This is a genomic window from Ureibacillus acetophenoni, from assembly GCF_900220965.1.
Classification (GTDB): domain Bacteria; phylum Bacillota; class Bacilli; order Bacillales_A; family Planococcaceae; genus Ureibacillus; species Ureibacillus acetophenoni.
This window is the reverse complement of the sequence record NZ_OBQC01000004.1, coordinates 17076-44040: the sequence shown is the minus strand read 5'-3', so window position 1 is coordinate 44040 and position 26965 is coordinate 17076. Positions and strand designations below refer to the sequence as shown.

Genomic DNA, 26965 nt, shown 5'->3' with positions numbered 1-26965 from the left:
TAATGGTAGAAATGACTGAACAAAGAAGTCTTGATATAAGAGAACTAAAGCAGCAACTTACAACTGCAAAAGAACAAAGAATGGATCTAGTCATTAAATTAGGTGAATTGACGCATGTTCAACTAAGAAATAATGATGCGAATCTATCTATATTAAATGATTTATCGAATGAAATTATACATAGAGATGTGATCATCTATCAAACTCAAAATGCAATCTCGAAATTATCTGCCAATCAACTTCATTGTACAAATTGTCAACATTCAATAGAAGAAAGTGCGAAATTTTGTGGGAATTGCGGAACATTAAATGCGAATTTTAAAGATTTTAATGGGGTACAAGTTATTTGTAATACTTGTGAACAGCTAATAGAGGAACAGCACATGTATTGTCCTTGCTGTGGTGTGAAACAGGAGGGGAAATAATGCAGTGTAATTATTGTGGGCAACAACATCCCAGTTATTTTGTTTATTGTCCAAATACTTCAAACTTAATAGATTCAAGTAATGCCAATTCATACACCTATAATACAAATGAGTTTTGTGCGAATTGTGGTAAAAGAAATGAATTAGGAAATTCTTATTGTGTCAATTGCGGACAATCTTACCTAGCGAAAAGTACAAAGAAAAACTCATTCAATCGAATTGTTGAGGATACCATTTCAACGATCAAAATACCATCAAAGATAAATATTAATACTGAAAAAATAAAAACCAGTTCCGCTGAGAGCTTTAATTATATTAAACGGAATAAACTAATTTTGGTTCCGATTTTACTATCGATGATCATCATGATCCTTGGCGCATTTTGGATTAAATCATCAGCACTTTCATCATTAAGCGATGAAATTGGTTATTACGATGAAGAAACAATCGTTTTTGCTGCATTGCTTAAACCGGAAGTGCTTGAAGAGATGATTTCCGACGAATTTGGAGTAAATGTAGATGTACCAAACTTTACGTCCTACCCAATGATGATGGCGTTAATTCATAACGCAGATTTAGATTTTAATATGACAGTAGGAGCCATGGGCGAACAAGAAGGGATAAAAGTTTCCCTGAAAAATTTATTTACCGGACTATTACTGATCCCAATTATTGCGTTAATGATTGGCGGAATCGTGTACGGCCGAATGGCAATAAAAAATAATTGGCCAATTTATAAGGGGATTGTTTATTCCGTATTAGGATACACGATTGTTATGGTCATCTTTTCAATTTTTGCACGTGTTTCATTTAGTAAAACTGTTGATGCATACTTTACAGCAGCATCTTTAAAAATTAATTTATCGGCATCTTTTATTGATATTTTCCTAACTTCTATTATTCTTTCTACGTTAGTCTTTGGAAGTGCTGCAATGGTTTCTTATTTTGGGAAGTCAGTTTTTACAAATGCAATTCCACAATCGAAAATTGTAATCTATGCTTTTTCAGCATTTGTGGCAACTTTCGTTGGATTAGTGATTAATTATCTCTATTCACTAGTATTTATAATGGAAGATTTTATGAGATATGGACCGGACATCCCGCATTTTATTATGGCAATGTATACAAGTATTGCTACTTGGCTTATGTCCATTCTTGGGCAATTCCAGGTAGGTAATGGTTATGAAACATATTCTTATCGTGCGCTGTTTAATGGCCGTGGAAATAAAGAGATGATAGATATGTTCGGAACGGATATTTTATTCCATAATATGTTATTCCTATTTTTAATTTCTATTATCATCATAGCAGTAGTAGGATACTTTACGTATCAATTGCATCAATTAAACATAAAAGACGTTGCGATTTTTGGCGTGCTATTTACAGTAATCCAATTTTCCATTGTAAATGGCTTTAGTATTACGATTGGTATTGATTATATTTTTGACAAAAACTCTATAACTTTAGGATTTGAATTTGTTAGTACGTTAATTTTTGCCTTTATCATATCCTTTGCTAGTTTCTATGGCGGAGGCTATTTAAAAAAAGTATTAATTAAATAATTATTAGTAGACGGTCAAATGTTGGCCGTCTTTTCATTTTTGTGTTAGTTTTTTACTGTTAATGAACATCTTTGAAGGATAAATCTTGTACACCTGCCAGAAAAAAACTATGATAAATGTAAGAAGAAGGTTAGGTGATAACTGTGAAACGTTCAGTAGATGCATTGTTAGATTATATTCACTTTCTACGAGTGGAAAGACAACTTTCCGATAATACTTTAGCCTCTTATCGAAGAGATTTAGAAAGTTATATCGAACATTTACATAAAGTACAAGGGATTGAAAATTTATCAGAGGTTATGCGTTCGAATATTCTGCTTCATCTAGATGACCTAAGAACAAAAGGGATTTCAGCAAGGTCTATTGCGCGGCATATATCGGCAATTCGATCATTTCACCAGTTTTTATTGCGAGAAAAGGTTACGGATTCTGATCCTACCATACATTTAGATATGCCACAAATCGATCAGAAGCTTCCTAGAGTACTAACAATAGAGGAAGTAGATGCTTTAATTGCTACACCAGATCGAAGTAAACCACAGGGTGTTCGTGATGTTGCGATGTTAGAATTGCTTTATGCCTCAGGAATGCGTATTAGTGAATGTATAGGTTTAGACGTAAATGATGTCCATATTACGATGGGATTTGTTCGTGTATTCGGTAAGGGAGGAAAAGAGCGTATTGTTCCTCTTGGCAAAAGTGCACTAAAAGCGTGTGAACTTTATTTGCAAACGGCACGAGATCAGCTGCAAGGAAAATATCCGAAAACAGATGCGTTTTTTATTAATCAAAGAGGGAAACGCTTAACAAGACAAGGTTGTTGGAAACTTTTAAAAGCACATGCGGAAAAAGCGAATATAAAAAAGGAAATTACACCCCATACTTTAAGACATAGCTTTGCAACACATTTAATTGAAAATGGTGCAGATTTACGTGCAGTTCAAGAAATGTTAGGTCATGCAGATATTTCAACAACACAGATTTATACACATATTAGTAAAACGCGACTATCGGAAGTATACAAACAATTCCATCCAAGAGCATAATTTTATATACTTATTCTTGCGCTTTACTAATGCTCTTAAGAGAATTACCGGTTTTTCTATTTCAAGTCAAAGATTATCGACTTCAAAGTAAAGTAAACATCATAGGAGGAAACAGAATGAACCCTTTTAAAAAAATACACTTAGTTGTTATGGATTCAGTAGGTATTGGAGAGGCACCGGATGCTCGTGATTTTGGAGATGAAGGGTCTGATACGTTAGGACATATTGCAGAGGAAATGAATGGACTAACAATGCCTAATATGGAAATGTTAGGGCTATCAAATATTCGTGAAATTAAAGGAATAAATAAAGTCGACACACCAAAAGCCTTTTACGGAAAAATGCAAGAAGCTTCAGTTGGTAAAGATACAATGACAGGTCATTGGGAAATTATGGGGTTGAATATTGATAAACCGTTTAAAGTTTACCCTGAAGGTTTTCCACTTGAACTTATCCGACAATTAGAAGATAAAACAGGTCGAAAAGTAATTGGAAACAAACCGGCTAGTGGTACGGCAATTATTGATGAATTAGGTAAAGAACATATGGAAACTGGAGCAATTATTGTTTATACATCTGCCGATCCTGTATTACAAATTGCTGCTCATGAAGAAATTGTTCCATTAGATGAGCTTTACAAAATTTGTGAAATTGCACGTGAAATTACGTTACAGCCTGAATTTTTAGTAGGTCGAGTTATTGCTAGACCATTTATCGGAGCTCCAGGCAACTTCACACGAACTTCTAATAGACATGACTATGCTTTAAAACCATTCGGTCGTACAACGATGAATGAATTAAAAGATGCAGGACGTGACGTCATCGCTATTGGTAAAATTTCTGACATTTACAATAATGAAGGGGTAACAGAAGCCATTCGTACGAAAAATAATACAGACGGAATGGATCGTTTAGTGGAAGTTGCAAAACGTGATTTCCATGGTATAAGCTTTTTAAACTTGGTAGATTTTGATGCAAATTATGGTCATCGTCGTGATCCAATTGGATATGGTAAAGCGTTAGAAGAATTTGATCGTCGTTTACCAGAAGTGTTAACTGAATTAGATTCTGATGATTTATTAATTATTACAGCAGACCATGGTAATGATCCAACATTCCCAGGAACTGACCATACACGTGAGTATGTACCATTACTTGTGTACTCACCAAGATTTACAGAAGGAAAAGAACTTCCGCTTCGTAATACATTCGCTGATATCGCAGCAACGATTGCGGAGAACTTTAACGTTTCTGCACCTCCTTTTGGCACGAGTTTCTTGTCAGATCTAAAATAATGAAGTTGAAGATAAAACTATCTTTATAAACTGAAGCGAGTAAGGAGGCCACTCAAAATGAGAATGGTAGATATTATTGAAAAAAAGCGAAACGGTGAAGAACTAACGACAGAAGAAATTCGCTTTTTTGTTCAAGGTTATACAAAAGGTGAAATTCCTGATTATCAAGTAAGTGCATTAATGATGGCGATTTATTTCCGTGACATGTCGGAAAGGGAAAGAGCTGATTTAACAATGGCTATGGTTGAATCAGGTGATCAAATTGACTTATCTAAAATTGAAGGCATTAAAGTAGATAAACACTCTACAGGCGGTGTAGGAGATACAACGACATTATCACTTGCTGCAATGGTAGCTGCATGTGGTGTTCCAGTTGCGAAAATGAGTGGTCGTGGACTTGGTCATACTGGTGGAACAATTGATAAACTTGAAGCAATTGAAGGTTTTCATGTAGAGCTATCTAGTGACCAATTTGCAAAACAAGTGAATGAAATGAAAATGGCGGTAATAGGTCAAAGTGGGAACTTAACGCCAGCTGATAAAAAGTTATATGCTCTTCGTGATGTGACTGGAACAGTTCCAAGCATTCCGTTAATCGCAAGTTCTATTATGTCTAAGAAAATTGCTGCTGGTGCAGATGCGATTGTCCTTGATGTTAAAACTGGTGACGGGGCATTTATGAAAACGCTTGAAGAATCAGAAGCTCTTGCCCATGCCATGGTGAAAATCGGTAACAATGTTGGCCGTAAAACGATGGCGATTATTTCTGATATGAGCCAACCATTAGGATACGCTATTGGTAATGCATTGGAAGTTAAAGAAGCAATTGATACATTAAAGGGTGAGGGTCCAAAAGATTTAGAAGAGCTATGCTACACACTTGGTGCCCAAATGGTTGTTTTAGGTGGAAAAGCAAAAACAATCGAAGAAGCTAGAACAATGCTTGAAAAGGTTATTCAAAATGGTGAAGCTCTTGAAGTGTTTAAGAAGTTTGTTGCTGCTCAAGGTGGCGATCCATCTGTAGTGGATGATCCAACGAAACTACCTCAAGCGAAATACACAATTGATGTAGCTGCAAAAGAAACAGGGTACATTCAAAAAATGGAAGCAGACGACATTGGAATTGCTGCAATGTTACTAGGTGCAGGCCGAGCAACGAAAGAATCTACCATCGATTTGTCGGTAGGTCTTGTCCTACAGAAAAAAGTAGGCGATACTGTTGCAATCGGAGACACACTCGTAACGATTCATACAAATCAACTCGATATTGAAAATGTCATTCAAAAACTTTATACGCATATAGTTATTTCTGCGGAAAAGGTTGAAGCACCAGAGTTGATTAAAAAGGTAATTACAGAGTAAATAGTAGGGAGGTTATCTAATGCACATTGGATAACCTCCTTTCTGTTGTGGAGCCATCTTGGACGCATTTTCTTTCCAACTTCCTAAAAGTGGAAAGGATAGGTATCAATATTATTAGTTTAATAATAACCTTCCAATATGACTCTATAAAAATATATTACTGGGACTATTGTTATATAACAGGGATAGTGTTAAAATTAAGGTATAAATCACACTCAGGTCAAGTGGGAATAGCTATAACTTAAATGAATATCGCCTACAGATTCTCTCCCTTTATGGATCGATTAAGACGACTTTTGAAGTTAGTAGCGTATAACAATTATTATATGCGACTAACTTTTTATGTTATTTTTGGGAAAATATGCTAGAATAAGGTTAATTTCAGAATTTCAGCGTTTACGAGTAAAACCGTAACGTAAAAGAGAGAAAACGAAATATTATTAAAAGAAGGGATAAAATGGATAAATTTTGGTCGGGGAGATTTGAAGGGTATTCATTTAATTTATTTAAGAAGGATTTGCTATCCGGAACGATTGTTGGTATTGTAGCAATCCCACTTGCCATGTCTTTTGCCATAGCGTCAGGTGTAAAGCCAGAATACGGAATTTACACAGCTATTATTGCGGGTATATTAATTTCCTTACTTGGCGGGTCTAAGTATCAAATTGGTGGACCAACTGGCGCATTTGTTCCTATTTTACTAGGGATAGTTATTGCCTACGGTTATGAGAATCTATTAATAGCTGGGTTAATGGCTGGTGTCATGCTAGTCCTTATGGGGATCTTTAAACTAGGAGCACTTATTAAATATATTCCTAGACCAGTAACAATAGGTTTTACAGCGGGAATTGCAGTAATTATCTTTACAGGGCAAATTGGAAACTTCTTCGGACTAACGGGTATGGAATCACATGAATATTTCATCGATAATTTACGTGAAATTGCGACACATTTCAACACGATTAGTTTCTATAGTGTGATCATTGCACTGATCTGTTTAACTGTACAATTGTTAACACCTAAAATCTTACCTAAAGTTCCTGGTGCGCTCGTAGGTATTGTTGTTTCTTCTATATTTGCTGCTATATTTTTTAGTGGTGAAGTTGCAACAATTGGTTCAACCTATGGTGCAATACCAAGTACACTACCAGAATTCCAAATTCCTGAAATCACTTTAGAAAAAATCTATGTATTACTTGGACCTGCTTTTGTTATTGCGATGCTAGGGGGAATTGAGTCCCTTTTATCCGCAGTAGTTGCAGATGGAATGACAAATAGTAAACATAATAGTAATAAGGAGTTAATTGGACAAGGGGTTGCAAATATTGTGACACCTTTATTTGGTGGGATTCCAGCAACTGGTGCAATTGCACGAACTGCAACAAACATTAAATCTGGTGCGGTTTCCCCAATGTCTGGTGTAATTCATGGACTAGTAGTTCTTTTAACTTTGTTAGTCTTTGCACCATTTGCTGTTCATATTCCACTTGCGAGTTTGGCTCCAGTTTTAATGATTGTCGCTTGGAATATGAGTGAACGAAAACATTTCGCACATATTATAAAATTAAAATCAGGTGATTCTCTCGTTCTAGCAATCACATTTTTACTTACTATATTTACTAGTTTGACAAATGCCGTTGTCGTTGGTTTATTGCTTGCGGTTGTTTTATTTGCAAAACGAATGAGTGAAATGCTAGTAGTAACAAAAGTGCTTCCAGATCACGAGGATCGTAATGGAAAAGTTCTCCCTCATGTTGTAAATCCAAAACATGACTGTCCACAAGTAAGTATTTATACAATTGAAGGACCATTATTCTTCGGAGCTGCACAAACCTTTGAGCAAAGAATTCTTTCTAGCATCAATTATCAACCGAATGTGTTAATCCTACGTATGGGGAAAGTTCCGTTTATGGATACGACGGGGGAAGAATATTTCCGTAATATTGTTAGAGATTTTAAGAGTAAAGGTGGAACTCTCCTTGTAACAGGAGTAAATCCTGAGTTGAAAAAAGTTTTAGACCAAAATGGATTAACTAAAAAGATTGGCGAGAATAATTTTTATGACCGTACTGGGGATGCAATTAATCGAGCAATTGGTAGTTTAAATCGAAATGCTTGTATTGGTTGTAAACATTTTGCATTCCGAGAATGTACAGAATTGTCGTCTCAAAAAATAAGTTAATCAAAATTTATATAAATGACAATAACTATCTTTCGAAATGGGAAATCATTTTGAAAGATAGTTTTTTTATTTTGATTAAAATTTGACCTATTTAACCATACTAAATGATGGTAATGTTTTTTTCTATTGTCCATTTACATTTGAAACTTCGGGCAAAAACAAAATAGAAAAACCTGGAGTTTTGACAGTCAATAATTAACAAGTAGAAGAGATTAAAATGTCGTATTCACACTACTTTTAACGAATTTTTTCTACTATTGTCAGACAGAAAGGAAAATAGAGTGCGATGTGGAATAGCCAATTGTAAGAGGAGGCGAATACCATACATGAATTATGAAATTAATATGCACTTGGATACAATCGCAGTGATTCGTTTATACGGCGAGCTAGATCACCATGCAACAGAAAAAATCCGCGATCAAATTTCTAGAACCATTTTACAAGGAAGTCTCAAAACGATTATTTGGAATTTAGAGAAATTAAACTTTATGGATAGTTCTGGAGTAGGTTTAATTCTAGGACGTATGAGAGAACTGCGTGCAGTAAATGGACAAACTATTATATTAAATCCATCAAATACGATGAAGAAAATCTTTCAATTTTCAGGAATGTCATCGTTAATGATGGATGGAAAAGAAAAAGACGCAATAATGCATGCAAGGGGGATTGTGAATGGATAACGAAATGACGCTTTCATTCTTAGCTGTAAGTGAAAATGAAAGTTTAGCGAGGATGGCTGTAACAAGTTTTGTGTCTCAACTTGATCCAACCATTGATGAACTTTCCGAATTCAAAACGATTGTATCAGAGGCAGTTTCGAATGCAATCATTCACGGCTATGACGAAGATGGCAAAGGAATTGTTACGGTACGGGCTGTGCGCGAAGGCGATATCATTTCGGTCGCTGTTAAAGATGAAGGAAAAGGCATTCCTGATTTGAAAAAGGCAATGGAGCCATTGTACACGTCAAAGGCTGAAATGGAGCGTTCTGGAATGGGCTTTACAATTATGGAAAGCTTTGCAGACAACTTACAAGTTGAATCTGAGCCAGGTGTAGGGACAGTGGTGACGTTCTCTAAAAAATTTCTCTCTGTAAAAATGCCACAAATTTCATAATTTTGGACGCGAATACGTTAAGCGTATTTGATAGAAGTAAGGGGGATGAGGACAATCGAACAGCCGTCCAATGTTTTGTTGACACAGGAGGAAATGCGTGAGCTCATTGCTCAAGCGCAAGCTGGTGATATTGACGCGAGAAAGCAAATGATTGAAGGCAACACCCGGCTCGTTTGGTCCATTGTTCAACGGTTTGCTTCTCGTGGAGTAGAGCTTGAGGATTTGTTCCAAATTGGTTGTATCGGACTCATGAAATCTGTTGATAAGTTTGATTTATCTTATGATGTAAAATTTTCGACGTATGCTGTTCCAATGATTATCGGGGAAATTCAACGATTTCTTCGTGATGATGGAATGGTGAAAGTGAGTCGTTCGATACGAGAATTGAATTATAAAATCCGTCACGCAACCGATGAATTTTTAAAGACCAATGAAAAACCGCCATCTATCTCGGAACTAGCAGATATGCTAGGTGTAACTAAGGATGAAGTGCTTGTTGCCACGGATGCAATGAGAGATCCAGCTTCGTTACATGAACAATTGTTTGAAAGTGAAGGCGATTCCATCACATTAATGGATCAAATGAAAGATGAAAAGTCAGAACTACCTTTTCAATACGTTCCTTTAAAAGAAGTGCTAGCAAAGCTTGATAAACGCGAACAGGCAATTATTTACTTGCGTTATTACTTAGATTTAACCCAAACCGATATTGCAGAACGGCTTGGCATATCTCAAGTACAAGTATCAAGGTTAGAAAAGAAGATTTTAGCACAACTTAAGCAATGGATGGATACAAATAATTCTACATCACGATCTACTAAAAAGACGGTGAATAAATGACAAACAAGATTTTTACATCTATAGACGAGGCAAAAAAATATTTAGAAGGTCAATTTGGTAAAGACGAATCATTTGATTTTCTTATGAAAGAAGCATTTGTAAGGGACTTACCGGTGCTTCTTGTCTACGTTAGTGGGCTTATTGACTCAAATACATTAACAATTCAACTAACTCCACTTTTCTACGAACGTGAAGAAAGTGAAATGATTACGTTAGACAATCGGATTGAAGACGAACCTGATTATTTTGATGAGCATTTTAACTTCTTCGGAAAGTCAGAGCCAAAGGACAAAGAAGAATTTGTTCTATCCGTTTTAAGTGGCACTGTCGGGATAATTACTTTATCTGGTTATGCGTATACGCTAGAATTACGTAATTATCCTGGCCGTTCCCCTGAAGAGCCGGATAATGAGAAAGTAATTAGAGGATCTCGTGACGGCTTTGCAGAAAATATCATTATTAATGCCGGGTTAATCCGCCGCCGCATTAGGAGTCCTCAATTACGATTTAACCTCCATAAACTTTCGGATATTGGACAAACCGATGTTGCAATTGTCTATATGAACGACATCGTAAACGATAAGCATTTGGAGTGGATCAAGAAAAGGTTTGAGCAAATTAAACACGATGGTCTTACGATGACCGATAAATCGCTCGAAGAATGGTTATTTAAACAAAGGTTCCATCCAATGCCTTTTGTTAGATATTCGGAAAGGCCCGACATAATTGCTGCGCATTTACTTGAGGGGCATATCGCAATCGTGGTGGATACGTCGCCATCGGTCATTATTGTACCTGTGACGATGTTCCATTTATTACAACATGCAGAGGAGTACCGTCAAGCACCGTTTATAGGTACATCCGTCAGACTACTTAGGTATATAGCAGCATTTTTAAGTCTAACATTGTTACCGATTTGGTATTTACTAGCCACCAACGAATATCATGTTCCTGAGGCATTGTCCTTTATTGGAGCTAAAGAGGATAACCATATTCCTTTATTCCTTCAAATTATTATTGCGAGTTTAGGGTTAGAATATTTACGACTCGCTGCAATACACACCCCTACGCCACTATCCACCGCAATGGGGTTAGTGGCTGGTGTTATCATAGGTCAAATCGCGATTGAAGTTGGATTATTCTCTTCAGAAGTAGTACTTTATACAGCGGTCGTGGCCATTTTTTCATTTGCGATTCCTACCTATGAATTGAGTACAGCGTTAAAATACTTCCAATTTTTCATTATTATTTTAACAGCGCTCTGGGGAGCAAATGGATTCTTTATCTCATTATTTATAACCTTGTCTTATTTCTGCCACTTAAGGCCAATGAATGTACCATATATGTGGCCATTAATACCATTTTTCCCGACAGCATTTGCACGCGTCTTTATCCGATTCCCAATGGCTGATGATGCAATTAGACCATATATTGTCGGAGCAAAATCTCGAAAACGTGCATGATTGTACCGTTGCGAAACGATGGTTCCTATGTTAAAGTTCACATATAAGTTTTTGTTAAACGAAAGGAATTTTTCCTTTGAACATAAGGAGTGATCGTTGATGCATTTATATGGTACACAAACAATAACAAAAGACGGTCATTTAATGATTGGTGGGGTAGATACAGTCAATTTAGCAAAAACGTACGGTACCCCACTTTTCATCTATGACCTTGAACTAATTAGAAAACGTGCAAGAGGATTTATTGATACTTTTAACAAAATGGGCGTTAAAGCTGAAGTGGCTTATGCATCAAAAGCATTTTCGTGTGTAGCTATTTATCAATTAGCAAATGAAGAGAATCTATCGCTTGATGTTGTATCCGGTGGGGAGCTTTATACAGCGATTAAGTCAGGATTCCCAGCTGAAAGAATTCATTTCCATGGGAATAACAAATCTTATTCAGAACTTGAAATGGCATTTGATACGAAAATTGGTTGTATCGTAGTAGATAATTTCTATGAAATTGAATTACTAAAAGAGATTTCAGAAACTAAAAAACAACCAATGCGAATATTACTTCGTGTTACTCCTGGGGTAGAAGCACATACTCATGACTTTATTACAACAGGTCAAGCAGATTCAAAATTCGGTTTTGATTTAAATAATGGTCAAGCAGATGAAGCGTTCCAAAAAGTTGCTAACCATCCTTACTTACAATTATTAGGTTTACATTGTCATATTGGATCTCAAATTTTTGAAACTGATGGCTTTAGTTTAGCAGCTGGAAAGTTAATGAAGAAAATTAGTGATTGGAAAGAACAACATCAATTCGAATGTACAGTGTTAAACTTAGGCGGTGGATTTGGTATTCGTTATACAGAAGAAGATCATCCATTAGAGCCGAAAGTGTATGTTGAAGAAATGATTAAAACAGTTCAAGATCACGTGAAAGAATATAAGTTATCTATGCCAGAAATTTGGATTGAGCCAGGTCGTTCTTTAGTTGGAGATGCTGGTACATCCCTTTATACGATAGGGTCACAAAAAACAGTACCTATGATTCGTGATTATATAGCGGTTGATGGAGGAATGAGTGACAATATTCGTCCTGCTTTATATGATGCAAAATATGAAGCAACAATTGCTAACAAAGCAAACGAAAATAGAAACTTTACATATACTGTTGCAGGTAAACTGTGTGAATCAGGCGATAAGTTAATCGTTGATGCAGAATTACAAAAAGCAGAGTCTGGTGACTTATTAGCAGTATTTTGTACTGGTGCCTACGGATACTCAATGGCGTCAAACTATAACCGTGTTCCACGTCCTGCAGTTGTCTTTGTTGAATCAGGTGAACACCAACTAGCTATTCAAAGAGAAAGTTATGAGGATCTTGTTCAAAACGACCTTCCATTTTCTTTGAATAAGGTGAGTGTAAAATGAGAGAAAGTTCAAAATGGTGGTTGCTAGGTGTTATAGTAGCAGCTTGCATTATATGGGGATTAATCTATTTATTTATTATCATTCCAAACTCATCTTTACAATAATATGACAAGTTTTAGGTAAAAGGAAAATTTAAGATCTGTTTGCTTACTTAAGTTATTTTGTTTAGGGAAATTTAGTTTATGTAAAGATGACATGTAAATAAAAGAGGGAATGTTATAGATGTTAGTTCGCTATAAAAAATCATTTGAAAAAATAGCAATGGGCCTGCTTTCATTCATGCCTTATGAAAAAGAAGTTAAACATTTGATGGAAACGATGGAGAAGTATGAGCAGGACGATTGTTGGCATTTGTTTTTATGGAAAAAGGGTGAAGAATATATTGGAATTGTAGGGGTTGCTGTTGATGGAAATATAGCCACTGTACAACATATTTCTGTCATCCCTTCTCATAGAGGTGAGGGTGTTGCACTAGCAATGCTCCAAGAGCTTTCAAAACAATATAAGGTTGTTGCAAACGAAATAACAAAATTATTTGTAGATAAATGTTTAACAATTTTAAGCGAAGCAGAAGGTACTAATTAAAGTACCTTTTGCTTTTTTCTTTCAACTTGAATATTGTTAACTATGGTAATCTTTTTGAATTTCTTTTTAATTCTCTTGCAATTAGAATATCTGAGCGATCACGAAGCATATGTTTATTAAGTAGAAAGTGATATGAATCTTTTGGTAGTTCAACAATACGTTTTTCTACCAAACTATTTAGTTCTTTATTAACAATTTGTAGTTGAAATGCTTCAAATGGACAATTTTGCTTTATCTTCTCAATAGATTTAATGCAATAATCACATAAATGGTTGAAATTTACATATTCAAAAAACTCGGAGTTTTTATTTTCTTGAAAAATACTATAAGCTTTCGTTAAAATTCGTAGTGCGCCTTTTTTGTTCTGTCGTCTCCAATGATACAAGCCTGTAGCCAACTGAATATATCCTACTAGTGGATGTTTTTTATCGTTTGGTGAATGTTTTTTCCAATATTCTTCTAAAACTTCATGACATTCAAAATAATCTTGAGTGCCATTAAAATGTGAACAATAATCTACAAACAATGGGTGAAACAGCGGGTGCATTGATATCCTCTTTCCTATATACTATTTAATGTTATAAATTTTGAAATTCTCAAATGGTCATTACAAATGGTACTATTGTAGAATGCAATAATTTTATACAAAATCGGATTATTGATCGAATAAATTTATCAGGTGGTACAGTTATGTCTTATGAAGTAAAATTAGATGCCTTCTCAGGGCCTCTTGATTTATTATTGCATTTAATTCATCGTTTGGAAATTGATATCTATGATATCCCAATGGCTGAATTAACTGCACAATATATTGACCATATTCATGCAATGAAAGTGTTAGAACTTAATGAAGCGAGTGAATATCTAGTAATGGCAGCAACACTTCTTGCCATTAAGAGCAGAATGCTATTACCAATCCATGAAGGCGAAATGGAAGAAGCCGAGTTTGAAGTGGAAATGGAAGACCCACGAGAGGAATTAGTAAACAAGCTTATTGAATATAAAAAATATAAAGAAGCAGCAATTGAATTAAAAGAATTAGAATCGGATCGATCATTAGTATTTACTCGACCGCCTAGTGACTTATCTTCAATGGTTCCTGATACACAACTTGCTTTATTTGATGCAAGTGTAAATGTATTCGATATGATTGGAGCCCTACAGAAAATTTTACGCCGTAAAAATTTAAGAAAACCATTGTCGACTCGAGTTGCAAGGCAAGAAATATCAGTTAAAGACCAAATGTTTGCGGTTGTAGATTCTTTAAAGGTTAATGGAGGAAAAACCGCCTTTTCAAAGCTTTTCCCTTATGAAGATAAGACAACGATTATTGTTACATTTTTATCCATTTTAGAACTTATGAAAAGACAAGTTGTATCAGTAGAACAACAAAATAACTTCGAAGAATTATACGTAATTTTAGACAAGGAGGCTCCCGAAGATGAACTCAGAACTATTGATGAGTAAAATTGAAGCTCTTCTGTTCGTTATGGGGGACGAAGGAATTACTGCGAAACAATTAACTCAACTGCTAGATGCAGAACTAATGGAAGTTGAAGCTGCTTTAAGTGAGCTGAAAACAAATTATGAACAATCAAATATTCGAGGAATTACATTAAAAAACCTTGCTGGTACATACCAATTAACAACAAAACCAACAATGGCTGAGACAATTAAAAAGTTAGTTGAAAATCCAACTAGCAATGTATTATCAGCAGCTTCACTTGAGGTTCTCGCAATCATAGCTTATAAACAGCCAATTACTAGAGTTGAAATTGAAGATTTAAGAGGTGTAAAGAGTGATCGTCCAATACAAACTCTCGTTTCTCGTGGCCTCATTCAAGAAGTGGGCCGTGCGGAAGGGACAGGCCGTGCAATTCTATATGGCACAACAAAAGAGTTTTTAAATTATTTTGGATTACAAACTATCGAAGAGCTTCCACCTCTTCCAGAAGAAGCACTAAAAGATGATGAACAAGAAACAGATTTATTTATGACAAAATTCCAAGAAGCATTTTCAAGTGATGAAAATTAAATTAAATCTAAGTATGTTGAATTGTCAACAACATGAATACACATACTAACTAAGTCGGATCAATTTTCTTTGAAAGGTCACAATTAAATAATTATTGGATTAATTTTACAAAGGAGTGCCTAGACTGAAAAAACTTGTTAAAGTGATTTTTGTTTTAGCATTTTCACTCACAGCCTATTTTGGAGTAGCAAAAGCTGCAAGTGCTTCTTATGCAGTAATTGATGCTGATTCTGGAAGGCTATTATTTGGAAGTAGTCCTCATGTGAAAATGCCCATTGCCAGTCTAACAAAAATGTGGACTGCCCTTGTAGCTGTTGAAAATGCTGACTTAGATATGGAAGTTACCATTTCACATGAAGCAGTACTTGCTGAAGGGTCATCTATTTATTTAGAACCAGGTGAAAAGGTAAAATTGGAAACCTTACTTTACGGGTTAATGCTGCGTTCTGGTAACGATGCAGCCCATGCTATTGCCGAAAGTGTAGGAGGATCTTTAGAAGGTTTTGTAGATTTAATGAATGAAAAAGCGTTATTATACGGTTTGCAAAATACTTATTTTACAAATCCATCTGGCTTACATCATGAGTATCATATATCAACTGCATACGATACGGCACTGATGCTTAAATATGCAATGGATAATGAGAATTTCCGTGAGATTGCAACTACTATAACGTATAATTCAACAGATAAATTAACACATGGTACAAACTGGTTAAACAAACATCGTTTACTAAGAGAAAAAGTAGGAGCGATTGCTGGTAAAACTGGATTTACGAAGGTTGCGGGTAGAACTTTAGCTACTTATTTTGAACAAGATGGAAAAAGGGTTATTGTAGTAACTTTAAATGAATCAAATGATTGGCAAGTACATAAATACCTTGCACAAAAAGCGTTTGATGAATATAAAGCTGTAACGGTTGCTGAAAAAGGAACTTATAATGTAAATAAAAAGATATCTGTTAAATTAGAAGAGCCCATTAGACTATTATTAACTCCTAAAGAAGAAGAACAGTTAAAAAATGTAGTCTATTTATCTAGGAAACAAAGTGAATTTGGTATTTGGCATGTCTTCTTAAATGATCGAAGTGTATTTACAAAAAAAGTAGATTTAGAGACGTGAAATATAATTTTAGATATTTGATTTAAAGGCTTATTTAGAAGGTAAACTTTCTAAGTAAGTCTTTTTTTATGTGGAATTTGGTATTTAAATGAAATACTTGCAAACTTTTGAACAAATAATGGCACATTGTGATAATGCTTTATTACTATAAGCAATTTTCCTTTAATATTGGGTTAAAATATGACATAATTTTCAACAGACTTAAGAATAATTAGTATGTAGTTATTTCGTAGTTCTATTATTAAAAATGGGATATTGAAAGGACTTATTTGGACAAATTAAAATTCTCAAAAGCCTCGTTTCGAAGTTAAAAAGATTTAAATAATGGAGTGAACATTAAAGATGGAAAGATTACAAAAAGTAATAGCTTATGCTGGAGTAGCCTCAAGGCGAAAGGCAGAACAACTAATTTTAGAAGGTAAAGTAAAAGTTAATGGGAAAACTGTCAAAGAATTGGGAACCAAAGTATCTAACTCTGACGTTATAGAAGTGAATGGCGTCAAACTTGAAAAAGAAGACAAAGTGTATTATTTGCTTTATAAACCGAGAGGCGTTATTTCAGCAGTAACAGACGATAAAGGGCGCAAAACTGTAACAGATCTATTTAATAATGTACCTGAACGAATTTTTCCTGTTGGACGACTAGATTATGATACAACTGGACTTCTCTTATTAACGAATGATGGCGAATTTGCATACCAAATGACTCATCCAAAATTTAAAATTGATAAAACTTATGTTGCGCGGGTTAAAGGTGTACCTACAATTGATGGATTAAAAAAACTTCAAAGAGGAATCAAGTTAGAGGATGGTAAAACTGCACCTGCAAAAGTTAGTATGACTTCATTTGATGAAAAGGCTGGAAAAGCGATTTGTGAGATTACTATCCATGAGGGGCGCAATCGTCAAGTGAGACGTATGTTCGAGGCAATTGGAACACCTGTCGTTAAACTTAAACGAGAAAGATTTGCATTTTTAGATTTAACGGGGCTAAATCCTGGAGAATATCGTCAGTTAACAAAACATGAAGTGAAACTTCTAAGAGTACTAGCTGAGACAGGTAAAATAGATTAACGCTAAACAAATAGTGAAAAGTTCGAAAATCCTTCAAAATCGTTAAAAGTACTAAAATAGATATTTGTTATAATAGAGAAGACTGTTAAAATTGGGGAGGTAATGCTCAAATGGATAAAAAAAGAAAGCGCTCTATTATTCGTGGTGTAATTTTAGCTGTATTAGTAATTGCTATAGGATTTACTGTTTACAGTTCATTCACGAAAGATAAAGTGGAATTATTAACAGAAGGAGACACTGCACCCGATTTCGAACTTGTTGGCTTAGACGGTAAAAAGCATCGTCTTTCAGATTATAGAGGTGAAGGCGTCATGTTAAATTTTTGGGGAACATGGTGCGAACCTTGTAAAAGAGAAATGCCTGCAATGGACCGACAATATGATGTATTCAAAGATCAAGGTGTAAATCTACTTACAATTAATATTGCACAATCCGAGTTTGAAGTTCAAAACTTTTTAAATAATCTGGGTGTCGATTTTCCTACCGTTATTGATAAAACAAGAGATGTAATGACTGCTTATAATGTCATAGATTTACCAGCATCTATTTTTATCGATCCTAATGGTAAAGTAGTAAAAATTAAAACAGGTGAAATGAAAGAAGCAGACATCATTTCTCATATGGAAATGATTAAACCAGAATAGGAGTTCTGAATTATGAAAAACGTTGTTTGCGTTTGTGGTCATGAAAACCCTGTTGGAACGAAAATCTGTGCAAACTGTGGTAGACCACTAACGGAAGAAGCTAAATCTCAAAAGGTTTTAGATATGAAGTACGACGGTTCTGCTATTCGATCTAAAACATATAACAAATCGATAATTGACAAAGTATGGAATTTCTTTTCTAGTGTAAAAGTTGGTGTCGCTTTAATAATCATTACATTAGTTGTATCTTCCATTGGGACAATTCTTAAACAAGAAGCGTTCGTTGAAGCAGGAAACGAAGCAGGTAGAGCTGCATTCTACGAAGAATCTTATGGTAGTTTTGGTAAGCTTTATTATAATTTAGGTTTCTCGGATTTATACAACCAAATTTGGTATCTCGTTCTTGTCGCAATGTTAGGTATTTCAATTATTGTTGCTAGTATCGACCGTGGAATTCCTCTACATAAATCATTAAAAAATCAACGTGTCCGTCGTCATGAAAGTTTTATGAAGCGTCAACGTGTCATTGCTGAAGGTACTGTAACAACAGGTGATTCTTCAAATACAATTGATGCAGTAGAAGAAAAAATGAAAAAATTAAATTATAAAGTTCGTCGTGAAGGAAAGGCACTTCTAGCTGAAAAAGGAAGATTTTCCCGATACGGTCCTTATATTAACCATCTTGGTTTAATTATTTTCTTAGTTGGTGTGTTATTGCACAAGTTTCCAGGAATCTATGTGGATGAGTCAATGTGGATACGTGAAGGTGAGACTCGCGCGATCCCTGGTATGGACGGTTACTTTTTAGAAAATAAAGAGTTTATATTCGAAACGCATGATAATGACCCGACAACTGCACAGATTCAGCAAGGTGTGAATGCGGTTGCAAAAAACTATCAAACGGATATTGTGTTATATAAGCAAGCTGATGATGCGGTACCAGGTCAAACGGATCAGTTAGAAGTGGTGAAAGAATATTCAATTCGAGTAAACCACCCTTTAGAGCATGATGGTTATGCATTATACCAAATGGATTTTAGACTAAATGAATTAAAAGAAATGTCGTTCCAGTTAACAAATAAGGATACTGGTGTTTCATTAGGAGAAGTAGCTATTGATTTAAGAAATCCTAAGAAAGAATATATCATTGATGAAAATATAAAAGTGGAGTTAATGGAATATTATCCTGATTTTTCTGGATTTAATAATGAAGGTGCTCCACAAACATTATCACCGAACCCTAATAACCCGGCATTTATTTTTAATATGATAACACCTGAACATCCTGATGGTGAAATAAGTTTTGTAGCTATTCAACAAACAGTAGAGCCAACTGGGGATAATACTTATAAAATGGCGTTTTCTGGTATAGATACAGTTAATATGTCAGGTTTAACAATCCGAATGGATAAAACAATTCCAATATTATTTGTTGGTGGATTTATCTTCTTATTAGGTCTAGCTATTGGATCTTATTGGAATCATCGTCGAATTTGGATCGAACAATTTGAAAATGGACGCATTCGTCTTGCAGCACATACTAACAAAAACTGGTTTAGTATAAAGAAAGATCTTGATGCAATTACAGAATATGCACATTTACCACAATATATTGACCAGTTAGATGACGAAAAAGAAACTGAAAACGATGAAGATAAAAAAGAAGAATCGTAATAGTTTTAATATAAAAAGGGAAGGTGACTACACCTTATGAGTTTAATTGATTTAAGTGGCACTTTGTTAGAGGTCGCGTTTATAGCATATTTAGTTGCTACACTTTTAATTGGGGGATCTATTAAGAGCAAAAAACCAGATGGTGCACAAAATAGAGCGAACAAATGGGGACGTATTGCGATTCTAGTAACAATCATTGGTTTCCTTGCACATTTAGGATACTTTATTACACGTTGGATTTATTCTGGCCATGCGCCTGTAAGTAATATGTTCGAATTTACTACAGCATTTGGGATGTTCCTAGTTGGTGCATTTATTTTAATTTATTTTATGTACCGTGTTACAGCTCTTGGACTAGCTGCTTTACCAATCGCTTTATTAATCATAGGTTGGGCTGCAATGTTCCCACAAGAAGTTACACCATTAGTACCATCATTACAAAGTCACTGGTTAACAATTCACGTTATTACAGCTGCTCTTGGTCAATCGATCTTGGCAATTAGTGCAGTTGCAGGGTTAATCTATTTATTAAAAGATGTAGATACAAAGAAAAAAGGAAAACAACGTTTCTGGCTTGAAGCTATTCTATACTTCTTAGTTCTTATAGTAGGTAATATTGTCGTTTCAACTGTGTTTAATGTTGCAGGATATGAAGCACAATATTCTTATGTTGATAAAAACGGTATTGAACAACAAATTATTTATAATGTTCCTGCGATTTTCGGTATGAATGAGTCAACTACTTTAACTGAAGGCGCAATGGATCCATTAATTGAAGTACCAGCATTTATCCATGGATTAAAATTAACGACAGTTGTTTGGTCGATCATTGCTGGTACGATTATCTATATTTTAATTCGTTTAATTACTAGAAGACGAATTGCTGATATGCTTCAACCGTTAGTTAAGAAAGTAAATTTACAACTATTCGACGAAATCGGTTATCGTTCAGTTTTAATTGGATTCCCAGTATTTTCACTTGGAGCGCTAGTATTTGCAATGATTTGGGCGCAAGAAGCTTGGGGCCGATTCTGGGGCTGGGATCCAAAAGAAGTATGGGCTCTAATTACGTGGTTATTCTATGCGGCATTCCTTCACTTACGTTTATCTAAAGGTTGGGAAGGAAACAAAAGTGCATGGCTTGCATTAATTGGTTTTGCAATTATTATCTTTAACTTAGTTGTAGTTAACTTAGTAATAGCAGGTTTACACTCTTACGCTTAATATCCTATTAATAGATTGAATAGAAAGTTCTTCTTATTTTAGGAGAGCTTTCTTTCTATTTAACATTTACATAGATATTATTAATTAAGTAATATGGCACTATTGAAATAGCATTTAAATACTGACAAAATGACTGTTTCGCTTTATAATCTTTTCATTTTTTTGCATAAATAGTACAATAATAGTAGAGAAGAATGAGAGGGGTAAAACCTATGTCTGAAAATATTTCTATATTAGTCGTAGACGATGAGGATAGAATTCGTCGTTTGTTAAAAATGTATCTAGAGCGAGAAGGATATGAGGTAGATGAAGCTGAAAATGGCGAAGTTGCTCTCTCAAAAGCATTTGAGAAAGAATACAGCTGTATTTTATTAGATATTATGATGCCAGAGAAAGATGGACTTCAAGTCTGTCAGGAACTGCGTGAAAAGAAAGTAACACCAATCATTTTACTAACTGCAAAAGGTGAAGAAGCAAACCGAGTACAAGGATTTGAGTTAGGGGCTGACGATTATATCGTTAAACCATTCAGTCCTCGTGAAGTTGTATTACGTGTTAAAGCGATTCTACGTCGCTCAGCAGCATTCTCACCTGTCTCAAATACATCTGCTTCAAAGGATTTAGTAGTTTTTCCACATTTAACAATTGATCACGATGCACACCGTGTAACTGCAGATGGAACAGAAGTGAACCTTACACCGAAAGAATATGAATTATTATACTTTTTAGCAAAATCGCCAGATAAAGTATTTGACCGTGAGCAATTACTAAAAGAAGTTTGGCACTATGATTTCTTCGGAGATTTACGTACGGTAGATACTCATGTAAAACGTTTACGTGAAAAACTAAATCGTGTCTCTGAAAATGCTGCAAAAATGATTGTCACTGTATGGGGCGTTGGCTACAAATTTGAGGTAGTCAATGACTAGAATATGGAATAGTATCGTCGGGAAGCTATGGGCAACCATATTGCTTCTCGTTTCATTTGTATTGTTCATTTTCACGGTTTTAATCTTAGAGTTTTTCGATAATTACCATAAAGAACAAGCTAAATCTTCAATTAGTCATACAGCAGCAACAATCGCAAATATTGTCGATGAATACGAAGTAGATCGGTATTTAGACGAAATTATTGCTGACTTAATAAGTGATGATATGAATGCTTTTATTGCGAAAAATCGAACTGAAGTATCATCATCATTTCAAACGGGATTGAATCAAGAAAAAATCCAGCAACAAATCTTATCAAATGAAGCATTTGATAAAGTTTTTGAAACAGACGAACAAATCATTAATGAAATCATTCTTCCGTCACAAAAGGAAGAAGGTACCCTTGAATCCTACGTCGTGTTAGGTTATCCGCTTAAGAGTGAGACAGAGACTCACGGAGCAATTTTCATCTTCCAAAACCCGGATGCGATTCATAAGACAACTAGTCAAACAACAAAAATTGTTTTCTTGTCCGCAGCAATCGCTTTCTTGTTAACGACGTTCTTTGCGTTTTTCCTATCGAGTAAAATTACATTACCGTTAAGAAAAATGCGTGAACATGCCTTTGAGTTAGCAAAAGGAAGATTCGATAGTCAATTGCCTTCAACACAAAATGATGAGATTGGTCAATTGGCAGTTGCGTTTAACCAAATGGGCCGTCAATTGAAACATCATTTAGAAGTGATTAACCAGGAAAAAGAACAATTATCAAGTATTTTAACGTCCATGACAGACGCGGTTATTACGTTTAATCGTGATCGGACTATTTTATTGAGCAACCCACCGGCTGAAAAATTACTTCAACAGTGGTACTTAAAACAAGATGCTAATAATAATAGTCCAATACCTGCAGAAATATATCATATGCTTGATCATGTTCTTGAATTTGAAGATAAGATCGAGGAAGAACTAGATATAAATAGATCTAGTTATAACATTTCAATTAGCCCCTTGAAAAATAATGGCCAATCAATCCGTGGAGCCGTTGCTGTCATTCGAGATATGACGGAACAAAAGAAATTAGAAAAATTACGTTCTGATTTTATCGCAAACGTTTCACATGAGCTTAGAACACCGATTGCAATGTTACAAGGTTACTCTGAAGCAATTATTGATGATGTTGTTTCTAGTGAAGAAGAACGTAATGAAATGATTCGTATTATTTACGATGAATCCCAACGTATGGGAAGACTTGTTTCTGAATTGTTAGATTTAGCAAGAATGGAATCGGGTAATGTTACATTATTTAAGGAAAATATGCCAATTGTACACGTTTTGGAACGAATCACTCAAAAGTTTGCACAAATTGCAAAAGAAAAGCACGTTCATCTTGAATTTGAAACAGATCTTTCAGATGATCTTCATGTTGAGTTTGACGAAGACCGGATTGAACAAGTATTAACAAACTTAATTGATAATGCTATACGACATACACCACAAGAAGGCAGCGTTACTGTTTCATTAGAAATAGAACTCTCCTATGCAAAAATTCAAGTTTCTGATACTGGTGAAGGTATTCCTCAAGAAGATTTGCATTTCGTATTTGAACGATTTTATAAAGCGGACAAAGCAAGAACGCGCTCAAAAAGTGGTACTGGTTTAGGATTAGCCATTGCAAAAAATATTGTAGAGGCGCATAAGGGAAATATTAAAGTGGATAGTGTAGTAGGTAAGGGCACAACATTTACTTTTTATTTACCGTTATAATGGAATAGTTTACAATAGCAGGGAATGCATTTTCCCTGCTTTTTTAAAAGGTTTAGGAGAAACTTTTCAGTTTTTAAAACGACAAATTTAGTAGAGTGGGAGTTGTTATGGATGAATGAATCCATTTTCCATCGATTATATGATACTTACCATCAGGACGTCTTTCAGTTTCTAATTTATTTAGTAAAAAATCGATCAGTAGCTGAAGACTTGTCACATGAAGTTTATGTAAGAGTGTTAAAATCTTACGATCGCTTTGAGGGCAAGAGTTCTGAAAAAACGTGGCTTTTTGCTATAGCGAAAAATGTAGCTATTGATTACTTTCGAAAAAATTCTGTTAGATCATCTCGTACGTTCGATGCATTTGACTGGGAAACGAATCAACTCGTATCTAATACAAAATCACCTGATGCATTAGCTGAATTAAATGATGATATGAGGGAATTACTAGAAGCGTTAGAAAAATGTACCGGTGACCAGAAGATGGTCGTAGTGATGCGCTATTTTCAAGAACTATCTATTGCAGAAACAGCAGAAATATTAAATTGGACTGAAGGAAAAGTGAAAACAACGCAACATCGAGCGATTAAACATCTACGAGAATTACTGACAAAAGAAACAGCAAAGGAGGCGAAGTCACATGAGTCAAAATAAGTGGGATGATGACAAAATAGAAAATCTGCTTTCTTCTGTTCCGAAAATAAAAGATACCCGCACAAAAGATGAGATCCTACAACGACTTAAAGACGATGGTGTGTTTGATGATAAGCCTTCACAAAAACCTGTAACCATTAAGAAAAAACGTAACTGGATACCTCCTCTAATCGCTGTAGCTGCAATCGCTTTATTTGCACTGATGATTCCTTCATTATTGAATCAAATGGATAGTGAAAATATGGAGTTTTCAACTACATCAATGGATTTAAAAGAAGAGTCTAATGATTTGAATACATTTAGTTCAGAGTCTGCAGAAAGTGAAATAAGCCAAGATTCTAGGGAAATGAGCATTATGGCCGATGATTCTGGGGCACATTTAAGAACTTCTGTTTATCCTGAGGATTTGGAAGGATTTACGGTTTTCCATATAGGTTTAATAAGTGACCAAGTGGATAGTATTCCAATTACAGTTTTAATACCAAACGAACAAGTAATGGAGGATTTGGGGAAAGCTGAACCGACTAGTGTGGAACTATATAATTATTATGCTCCATTGTTTGACGAAGGGGCAATTGGTTTTGTTGATTATCACCCGTATAAAGGGGTTATATCAGAAAATGGGAACCAAGTAATTCACACGTTACCAGCTGGTCATGGTTATGATACTGCCTCAGCTACAATTGCTAGTTATACTGGATCCTTAATTGATACCTTTAAAGATTATGGTGAAGTTGTATTTTTAAACGAAGATGGTACTCGTGTTGTGTTTGACCAAGTTGGGGAAGAAAGTGAGCCATTACCGTTGCACTCTGAATATACTCAATTTAATTATTTTAAAACTACTCAAAATGATGGATCAGTATATTTATCAACGAATGGCAGAAGGTCTTATGAAACTGTTGAAGAAGCCCTTGAAGACATGAAGATTGAGGATAATGATATATACCAATCAGTTATATTACCTGGAGTAGACTATACAGTTTCTGTTGATGGAAGCACTGTAACGGTAGAATTTACATCTCAGCTAGATTTAGAAAACTTTAATCCAATGGAAGCAATGCAAATGGTTGAGGGGATTTTATTAACTGCTGCAAGCTTTGACATGGATGTGAAGTTTGAAAATGTAGTTCAAACGGATTGGGGAGGATTTGACTTTACAAATCCTTTACCAATACCAGTCGGGCCGAATAAAATTCCGCTGGTTATTCAATAGTAGTGTACAAATTAAGAGAACTCGCGCGCTTGCGCGGGTTTTTTATTTTTGTAATGAAGCATAAATTTTATTCAAGAAAACCGTTTACGATAACAGAAACTTGCTACTAATAGTTGAGCGAAGGATAAATTCTAGTGAAAAGTAAAAGAAAAGCATGAAATTCTATATCAAATTACCAATATGAATTGTTATTACTATTCTGAAAGTCTCGAATTCGAACAAATATCTTTACAGAAACAAAGTTACAATATATAATGAAATCATAATAAAAAATTAAATATGATTCATCTTCGGGGCAGGGTGAAATTCCCGATCGGCGGTAATAGAAGTTTGCAATTCTGACCATTCACTTGGAGGAATATGCTACCTAACTTTTTCAGCCCGCGAGCTCGTTTAGAGCAGGATTTGGTGCGATTCCAAAGCCGACAGTATAGTCTGGATGGGAGAAGGTGAAGGTACGGTCGTCTTTCGTGAACTTTAATGAAAGGTAACTGTATGTTTAAGTATTGTTGTGTAATTTTTACATAACTGTGCTTATTTAAGTATATCTAAATTCCGATTTAGATTGCTTTTAACATACATTTAACCCGGATAGACGTTTATTTAACTATACCTATTCTCCCTTATGCTCTTTTTTGCATAAGGGTTTTTCATTTTAGGAAACGAAAATTAGACTGTCCTTTCTTCTTGCGAGTTGAATCAGCAAAGAGGAGAGATTCGTTATGCGTAGTCAAAACATGAAATTACGATCTTACGTAACAATCGGGATGTTAAGTAGTATTGCATTTTTATTAATGCTCATTAAATTCCCACTACCTTGGTTCCCTGTATTTTTACAAATTGACTTTAGTGACGTACCGCCATTAATCGCAGCGATTACTATGGGACCAATTGCTGGTATTTTAGTTGAATTCTTTAAAAACTTACTAGACTGGATTTTCTCAGGTGCACCTACAGGAATTCCTGTTGGTCATATGGCTAACTTTGCAACAGGCATTTTATTTATCCTACCAGTCTATTATATCTATAAAAAATTTACTTCCATAAAAGGGTTAACAGTTGGTTTAATCGTTGGTACATTAACGATGTCACTTGGTATGAGTGTGTTAAACTATTTCGCATTCCTTCCAATGTATGCGGCATTACTTGGTTGGGAATTCAATATGTACGAAACTGTTGTACTAGGAATTTTACCTTTCAATGTAATTAAAGGGATTCTCCTAATGTTTGTAGCAATTGTATTATTCCGTACAATGAACAAATGGATTGCAAACCAAAGAGCTCAATATTTATTATAAAATTAATATGTTAATATAAATAAGG

25 protein-coding genes and 1 riboswitch are annotated in these 26965 nt (G+C 35.0%); of the genes, 24 read left to right on the top strand and 1 reads right to left on the bottom strand.

The genetic code is table 11. The annotated features are described in order from the left end of the window. The first annotated feature begins 2 nt into the window (after nucleotides 1–2). From CRO45_RS07495 to CRO45_RS07440, 12 genes are all read left to right on the top strand, one after another. Nucleotides 3–425 carry a zinc ribbon domain-containing protein gene (locus CRO45_RS07495; RefSeq protein ID WP_097149049.1) on the top strand — a complete coding sequence of 141 codons (423 nt, stop codon included), beginning with the start codon at nucleotides 3–5 and terminating at the stop codon, nucleotides 423–425. Then, nucleotides 425–1987: a zinc ribbon domain-containing protein gene (locus tag CRO45_RS07490; protein WP_097149048.1), complete on the top strand. Its 1563-nt coding sequence runs from the start codon at nucleotides 425–427 to the stop codon at nucleotides 1985–1987. The genes CRO45_RS07495 and CRO45_RS07490 overlap by 1 nt, the downstream gene beginning before the upstream one ends. A 143-nt stretch (nucleotides 1988–2130) precedes the next feature. Then, on the top strand, nucleotides 2131–3033 hold the full coding sequence (xerD, locus tag CRO45_RS07485; protein WP_097149047.1) for a site-specific tyrosine recombinase XerD: 903 nt from the start codon (nucleotides 2131–2133) through the stop codon (nucleotides 3031–3033). Nucleotides 3034–3149: 116 nt separating this feature from the next. After that, the gene (deoB, locus tag CRO45_RS07480; protein WP_097149046.1) at nucleotides 3150–4328 is read left to right on the top strand and encodes a phosphopentomutase; all 1179 of its coding nucleotides are present in this window, start codon (nucleotides 3150–3152) and stop codon (nucleotides 4326–4328) included. A gap of 57 nt (nucleotides 4329–4385) precedes the next feature. Beyond that, nucleotides 4386–5690, top strand: coding sequence for a pyrimidine-nucleoside phosphorylase (locus CRO45_RS07475; RefSeq protein ID WP_097149045.1), 1305 nt, complete (start codon nucleotides 4386–4388; stop codon nucleotides 5688–5690). Between the two features lie 457 nt (nucleotides 5691–6147). After that, nucleotides 6148–7872, top strand: coding sequence for a SulP family inorganic anion transporter (locus CRO45_RS07470; protein WP_097149044.1), 1725 nt, complete (start codon nucleotides 6148–6150; stop codon nucleotides 7870–7872). Nucleotides 7873–8198: 326 nt separating this feature from the next. Next, on the top strand, nucleotides 8199–8552 hold the full coding sequence (locus tag CRO45_RS07465; protein WP_097149043.1) for an STAS domain-containing protein: 354 nt from the start codon (nucleotides 8199–8201) through the stop codon (nucleotides 8550–8552). Continuing rightward, nucleotides 8545–8988: an anti-sigma F factor gene (gene spoIIAB / locus CRO45_RS07460; RefSeq protein WP_097149042.1), complete on the top strand. Its 444-nt coding sequence runs from the start codon at nucleotides 8545–8547 to the stop codon at nucleotides 8986–8988. Before CRO45_RS07465 ends, spoIIAB begins: the two co-directional genes overlap by 8 nt. Nucleotides 8989–9033: 45 nt before the next feature. Next, on the top strand, nucleotides 9034–9828 hold the full coding sequence (locus CRO45_RS07455; RefSeq protein ID WP_097149041.1) for a SigF/SigG family RNA polymerase sporulation sigma factor: 795 nt from the start codon (nucleotides 9034–9036) through the stop codon (nucleotides 9826–9828). After that, nucleotides 9825–11291, top strand: coding sequence for a spore germination protein (locus CRO45_RS07450; RefSeq protein WP_097149040.1), 1467 nt, complete (start codon nucleotides 9825–9827; stop codon nucleotides 11289–11291). The genes CRO45_RS07455 and CRO45_RS07450 overlap by 4 nt, the downstream gene beginning before the upstream one ends. Nucleotides 11292–11390: 99 nt before the next feature. Continuing rightward, nucleotides 11391–12716 (top strand): diaminopimelate decarboxylase, encoded by a 1326-nt coding sequence (lysA, locus tag CRO45_RS07445; protein WP_097149039.1) that lies wholly within the window; start codon nucleotides 11391–11393, stop codon nucleotides 12714–12716. Between the two features lie 222 nt (nucleotides 12717–12938). Then, complete coding sequence (locus tag CRO45_RS07440; RefSeq protein ID WP_097149038.1) at nucleotides 12939–13301, top strand: GNAT family N-acetyltransferase; 363 nt, start codon at nucleotides 12939–12941, stop codon at nucleotides 13299–13301. A 40-nt stretch (nucleotides 13302–13341) separates the two neighbouring features. Here the strand turns inward: CRO45_RS07440 and CRO45_RS07435 are convergent, their stop codons facing one another. Beyond that, nucleotides 13342–13848 (bottom strand): DUF309 domain-containing protein, encoded by a 507-nt coding sequence (locus CRO45_RS07435; RefSeq protein ID WP_097149037.1) that lies wholly within the window; start codon nucleotides 13846–13848, stop codon nucleotides 13342–13344. 143 nt (nucleotides 13849–13991) lie between these two features. On the opposite strand from CRO45_RS07435, the gene CRO45_RS07430 reads away from it, so the two are divergent. The 12 genes from CRO45_RS07430 to CRO45_RS07375 all read left to right on the top strand — a co-directional run bounded on the left by CRO45_RS07430 (nucleotide 13992) and on the right by CRO45_RS07375 (nucleotide 26940). Then, complete coding sequence (locus tag CRO45_RS07430; RefSeq protein ID WP_097149036.1) at nucleotides 13992–14768, top strand: segregation/condensation protein A; 777 nt, start codon at nucleotides 13992–13994, stop codon at nucleotides 14766–14768. Further along, on the top strand, nucleotides 14743–15336 hold the full coding sequence (scpB, locus tag CRO45_RS07425; RefSeq protein WP_097149035.1) for an SMC-Scp complex subunit ScpB: 594 nt from the start codon (nucleotides 14743–14745) through the stop codon (nucleotides 15334–15336). Before CRO45_RS07430 ends, scpB begins: the two co-directional genes overlap by 26 nt. Before the next feature lie 115 nt (nucleotides 15337–15451). Next, nucleotides 15452–16459: a D-alanyl-D-alanine carboxypeptidase family protein gene (locus tag CRO45_RS07420; RefSeq protein ID WP_235864543.1), complete on the top strand. Its 1008-nt coding sequence runs from the start codon at nucleotides 15452–15454 to the stop codon at nucleotides 16457–16459. 342 nt (nucleotides 16460–16801) lie between these two features. Beyond that, on the top strand, nucleotides 16802–17533 hold the full coding sequence (locus CRO45_RS07415; protein WP_097149033.1) for a pseudouridine synthase: 732 nt from the start codon (nucleotides 16802–16804) through the stop codon (nucleotides 17531–17533). A gap of 110 nt (nucleotides 17534–17643) precedes the next feature. Further along, nucleotides 17644–18177, top strand: coding sequence for a thiol-disulfide oxidoreductase ResA (resA, locus tag CRO45_RS07410; protein WP_097149032.1), 534 nt, complete (start codon nucleotides 17644–17646; stop codon nucleotides 18175–18177). A gap of 12 nt (nucleotides 18178–18189) precedes the next feature. Then, nucleotides 18190–19851: a cytochrome c biogenesis protein ResB gene (gene resB / locus CRO45_RS07405; RefSeq protein WP_097149031.1), complete on the top strand. Its 1662-nt coding sequence runs from the start codon at nucleotides 18190–18192 to the stop codon at nucleotides 19849–19851. 36 nt (nucleotides 19852–19887) lie between these two features. After that, entirely contained in the window at nucleotides 19888–21075 is a 1188-nt protein-coding gene (ccsB, locus tag CRO45_RS07400) for a c-type cytochrome biogenesis protein CcsB (RefSeq protein WP_097149030.1), read from the top strand. Nucleotides 21076–21287: 212 nt separating this feature from the next. Then, a complete protein-coding gene (locus tag CRO45_RS07395) occupies nucleotides 21288–22004 on the top strand; it encodes a response regulator transcription factor (RefSeq protein WP_097149029.1) in 717 nt (238 codons plus the stop codon). After that, entirely contained in the window at nucleotides 21997–23772 is a 1776-nt protein-coding gene (locus CRO45_RS07390) for an ATP-binding protein (protein WP_097149028.1), read from the top strand. Before CRO45_RS07395 ends, CRO45_RS07390 begins: the two co-directional genes overlap by 8 nt. 111 nt (nucleotides 23773–23883) lie before the next feature. Continuing rightward, nucleotides 23884–24426, top strand: coding sequence for an RNA polymerase sigma factor SigX (gene sigX / locus CRO45_RS07385; protein WP_097149027.1), 543 nt, complete (start codon nucleotides 23884–23886; stop codon nucleotides 24424–24426). Beyond that, nucleotides 24413–25642: a hypothetical protein gene (locus tag CRO45_RS07380; protein WP_097149026.1), complete on the top strand. Its 1230-nt coding sequence runs from the start codon at nucleotides 24413–24415 to the stop codon at nucleotides 25640–25642. Before sigX ends, CRO45_RS07380 begins: the two co-directional genes overlap by 14 nt. 282 nt (nucleotides 25643–25924) lie before the next feature. Further along, nucleotides 25925–26097: riboswitch (FMN riboswitch) on the top strand. A 267-nt stretch (nucleotides 26098–26364) separates the two neighbouring features. Further along, nucleotides 26365–26940, top strand: coding sequence for an ECF transporter S component (locus tag CRO45_RS07375; protein WP_097149025.1), 576 nt, complete (start codon nucleotides 26365–26367; stop codon nucleotides 26938–26940). The last annotated feature ends 25 nt before the right edge of the window (nucleotides 26941–26965 follow it).

Excerpts from the sequence above, each read along its gene's own strand:
- resA (WP_097149032.1), top strand. The coding sequence starts at position 17,644 with ATGGATAAAAAAAGAAAGCGCTCTATTATTCGTGGTGTAATTTTAGCT.
- CRO45_RS07380 (WP_097149026.1), top strand. The coding sequence starts at position 24,413 with ATGAGTCAAAATAAGTGGGATGATGACAAAATAGAAAATCTGCTTTCT.
- spoIIAB (WP_097149042.1), top strand. The coding sequence starts at position 8,545 with ATGGATAACGAAATGACGCTTTCATTCTTAGCTGTAAGTGAAAATGAA.
- CRO45_RS07435 (WP_097149037.1), bottom strand. The coding sequence starts at position 13,848 with ATGCACCCGCTGTTTCACCCATTGTTTGTAGATTATTGTTCACATTTT.
- sigX (WP_097149027.1), top strand. The coding sequence starts at position 23,884 with ATGAATGAATCCATTTTCCATCGATTATATGATACTTACCATCAGGAC.
- CRO45_RS07455 (WP_097149041.1), top strand. The coding sequence starts at position 9,034 with ATGAGGACAATCGAACAGCCGTCCAATGTTTTGTTGACACAGGAGGAA.
- CRO45_RS07495 (WP_097149049.1), top strand. The coding sequence starts at position 3 with ATGGTAGAAATGACTGAACAAAGAAGTCTTGATATAAGAGAACTAAAG.
- CRO45_RS07395 (WP_097149029.1), top strand. The coding sequence starts at position 21,288 with ATGTCTGAAAATATTTCTATATTAGTCGTAGACGATGAGGATAGAATT.
- CRO45_RS07450 (WP_097149040.1), top strand. The coding sequence starts at position 9,825 with ATGACAAACAAGATTTTTACATCTATAGACGAGGCAAAAAAATATTTA.
- deoB (WP_097149046.1), top strand. The coding sequence starts at position 3,150 with ATGAACCCTTTTAAAAAAATACACTTAGTTGTTATGGATTCAGTAGGT.
- ccsB (WP_097149030.1), top strand. The coding sequence starts at position 19,888 with ATGAGTTTAATTGATTTAAGTGGCACTTTGTTAGAGGTCGCGTTTATA.
- CRO45_RS07390 (WP_097149028.1), top strand. The coding sequence starts at position 21,997 with ATGACTAGAATATGGAATAGTATCGTCGGGAAGCTATGGGCAACCATA.
- CRO45_RS07440 (WP_097149038.1), top strand. The coding sequence starts at position 12,939 with ATGTTAGTTCGCTATAAAAAATCATTTGAAAAAATAGCAATGGGCCTG.
- CRO45_RS07475 (WP_097149045.1), top strand. The coding sequence starts at position 4,386 with ATGAGAATGGTAGATATTATTGAAAAAAAGCGAAACGGTGAAGAACTA.
- CRO45_RS07490 (WP_097149048.1), top strand. The coding sequence starts at position 425 with ATGCAGTGTAATTATTGTGGGCAACAACATCCCAGTTATTTTGTTTAT.
- lysA (WP_097149039.1), top strand. The coding sequence starts at position 11,391 with ATGCATTTATATGGTACACAAACAATAACAAAAGACGGTCATTTAATG.
- CRO45_RS07470 (WP_097149044.1), top strand. The coding sequence starts at position 6,148 with ATGGATAAATTTTGGTCGGGGAGATTTGAAGGGTATTCATTTAATTTA.
- CRO45_RS07415 (WP_097149033.1), top strand. The coding sequence starts at position 16,802 with ATGGAAAGATTACAAAAAGTAATAGCTTATGCTGGAGTAGCCTCAAGG.
- resB (WP_097149031.1), top strand. The coding sequence starts at position 18,190 with ATGAAAAACGTTGTTTGCGTTTGTGGTCATGAAAACCCTGTTGGAACG.
- CRO45_RS07375 (WP_097149025.1), top strand. The coding sequence starts at position 26,365 with ATGCGTAGTCAAAACATGAAATTACGATCTTACGTAACAATCGGGATG.
- CRO45_RS07430 (WP_097149036.1), top strand. The coding sequence starts at position 13,992 with ATGTCTTATGAAGTAAAATTAGATGCCTTCTCAGGGCCTCTTGATTTA.
- CRO45_RS07465 (WP_097149043.1), top strand. The coding sequence starts at position 8,199 with ATGAATTATGAAATTAATATGCACTTGGATACAATCGCAGTGATTCGT.
- scpB (WP_097149035.1), top strand. The coding sequence starts at position 14,743 with ATGAACTCAGAACTATTGATGAGTAAAATTGAAGCTCTTCTGTTCGTT.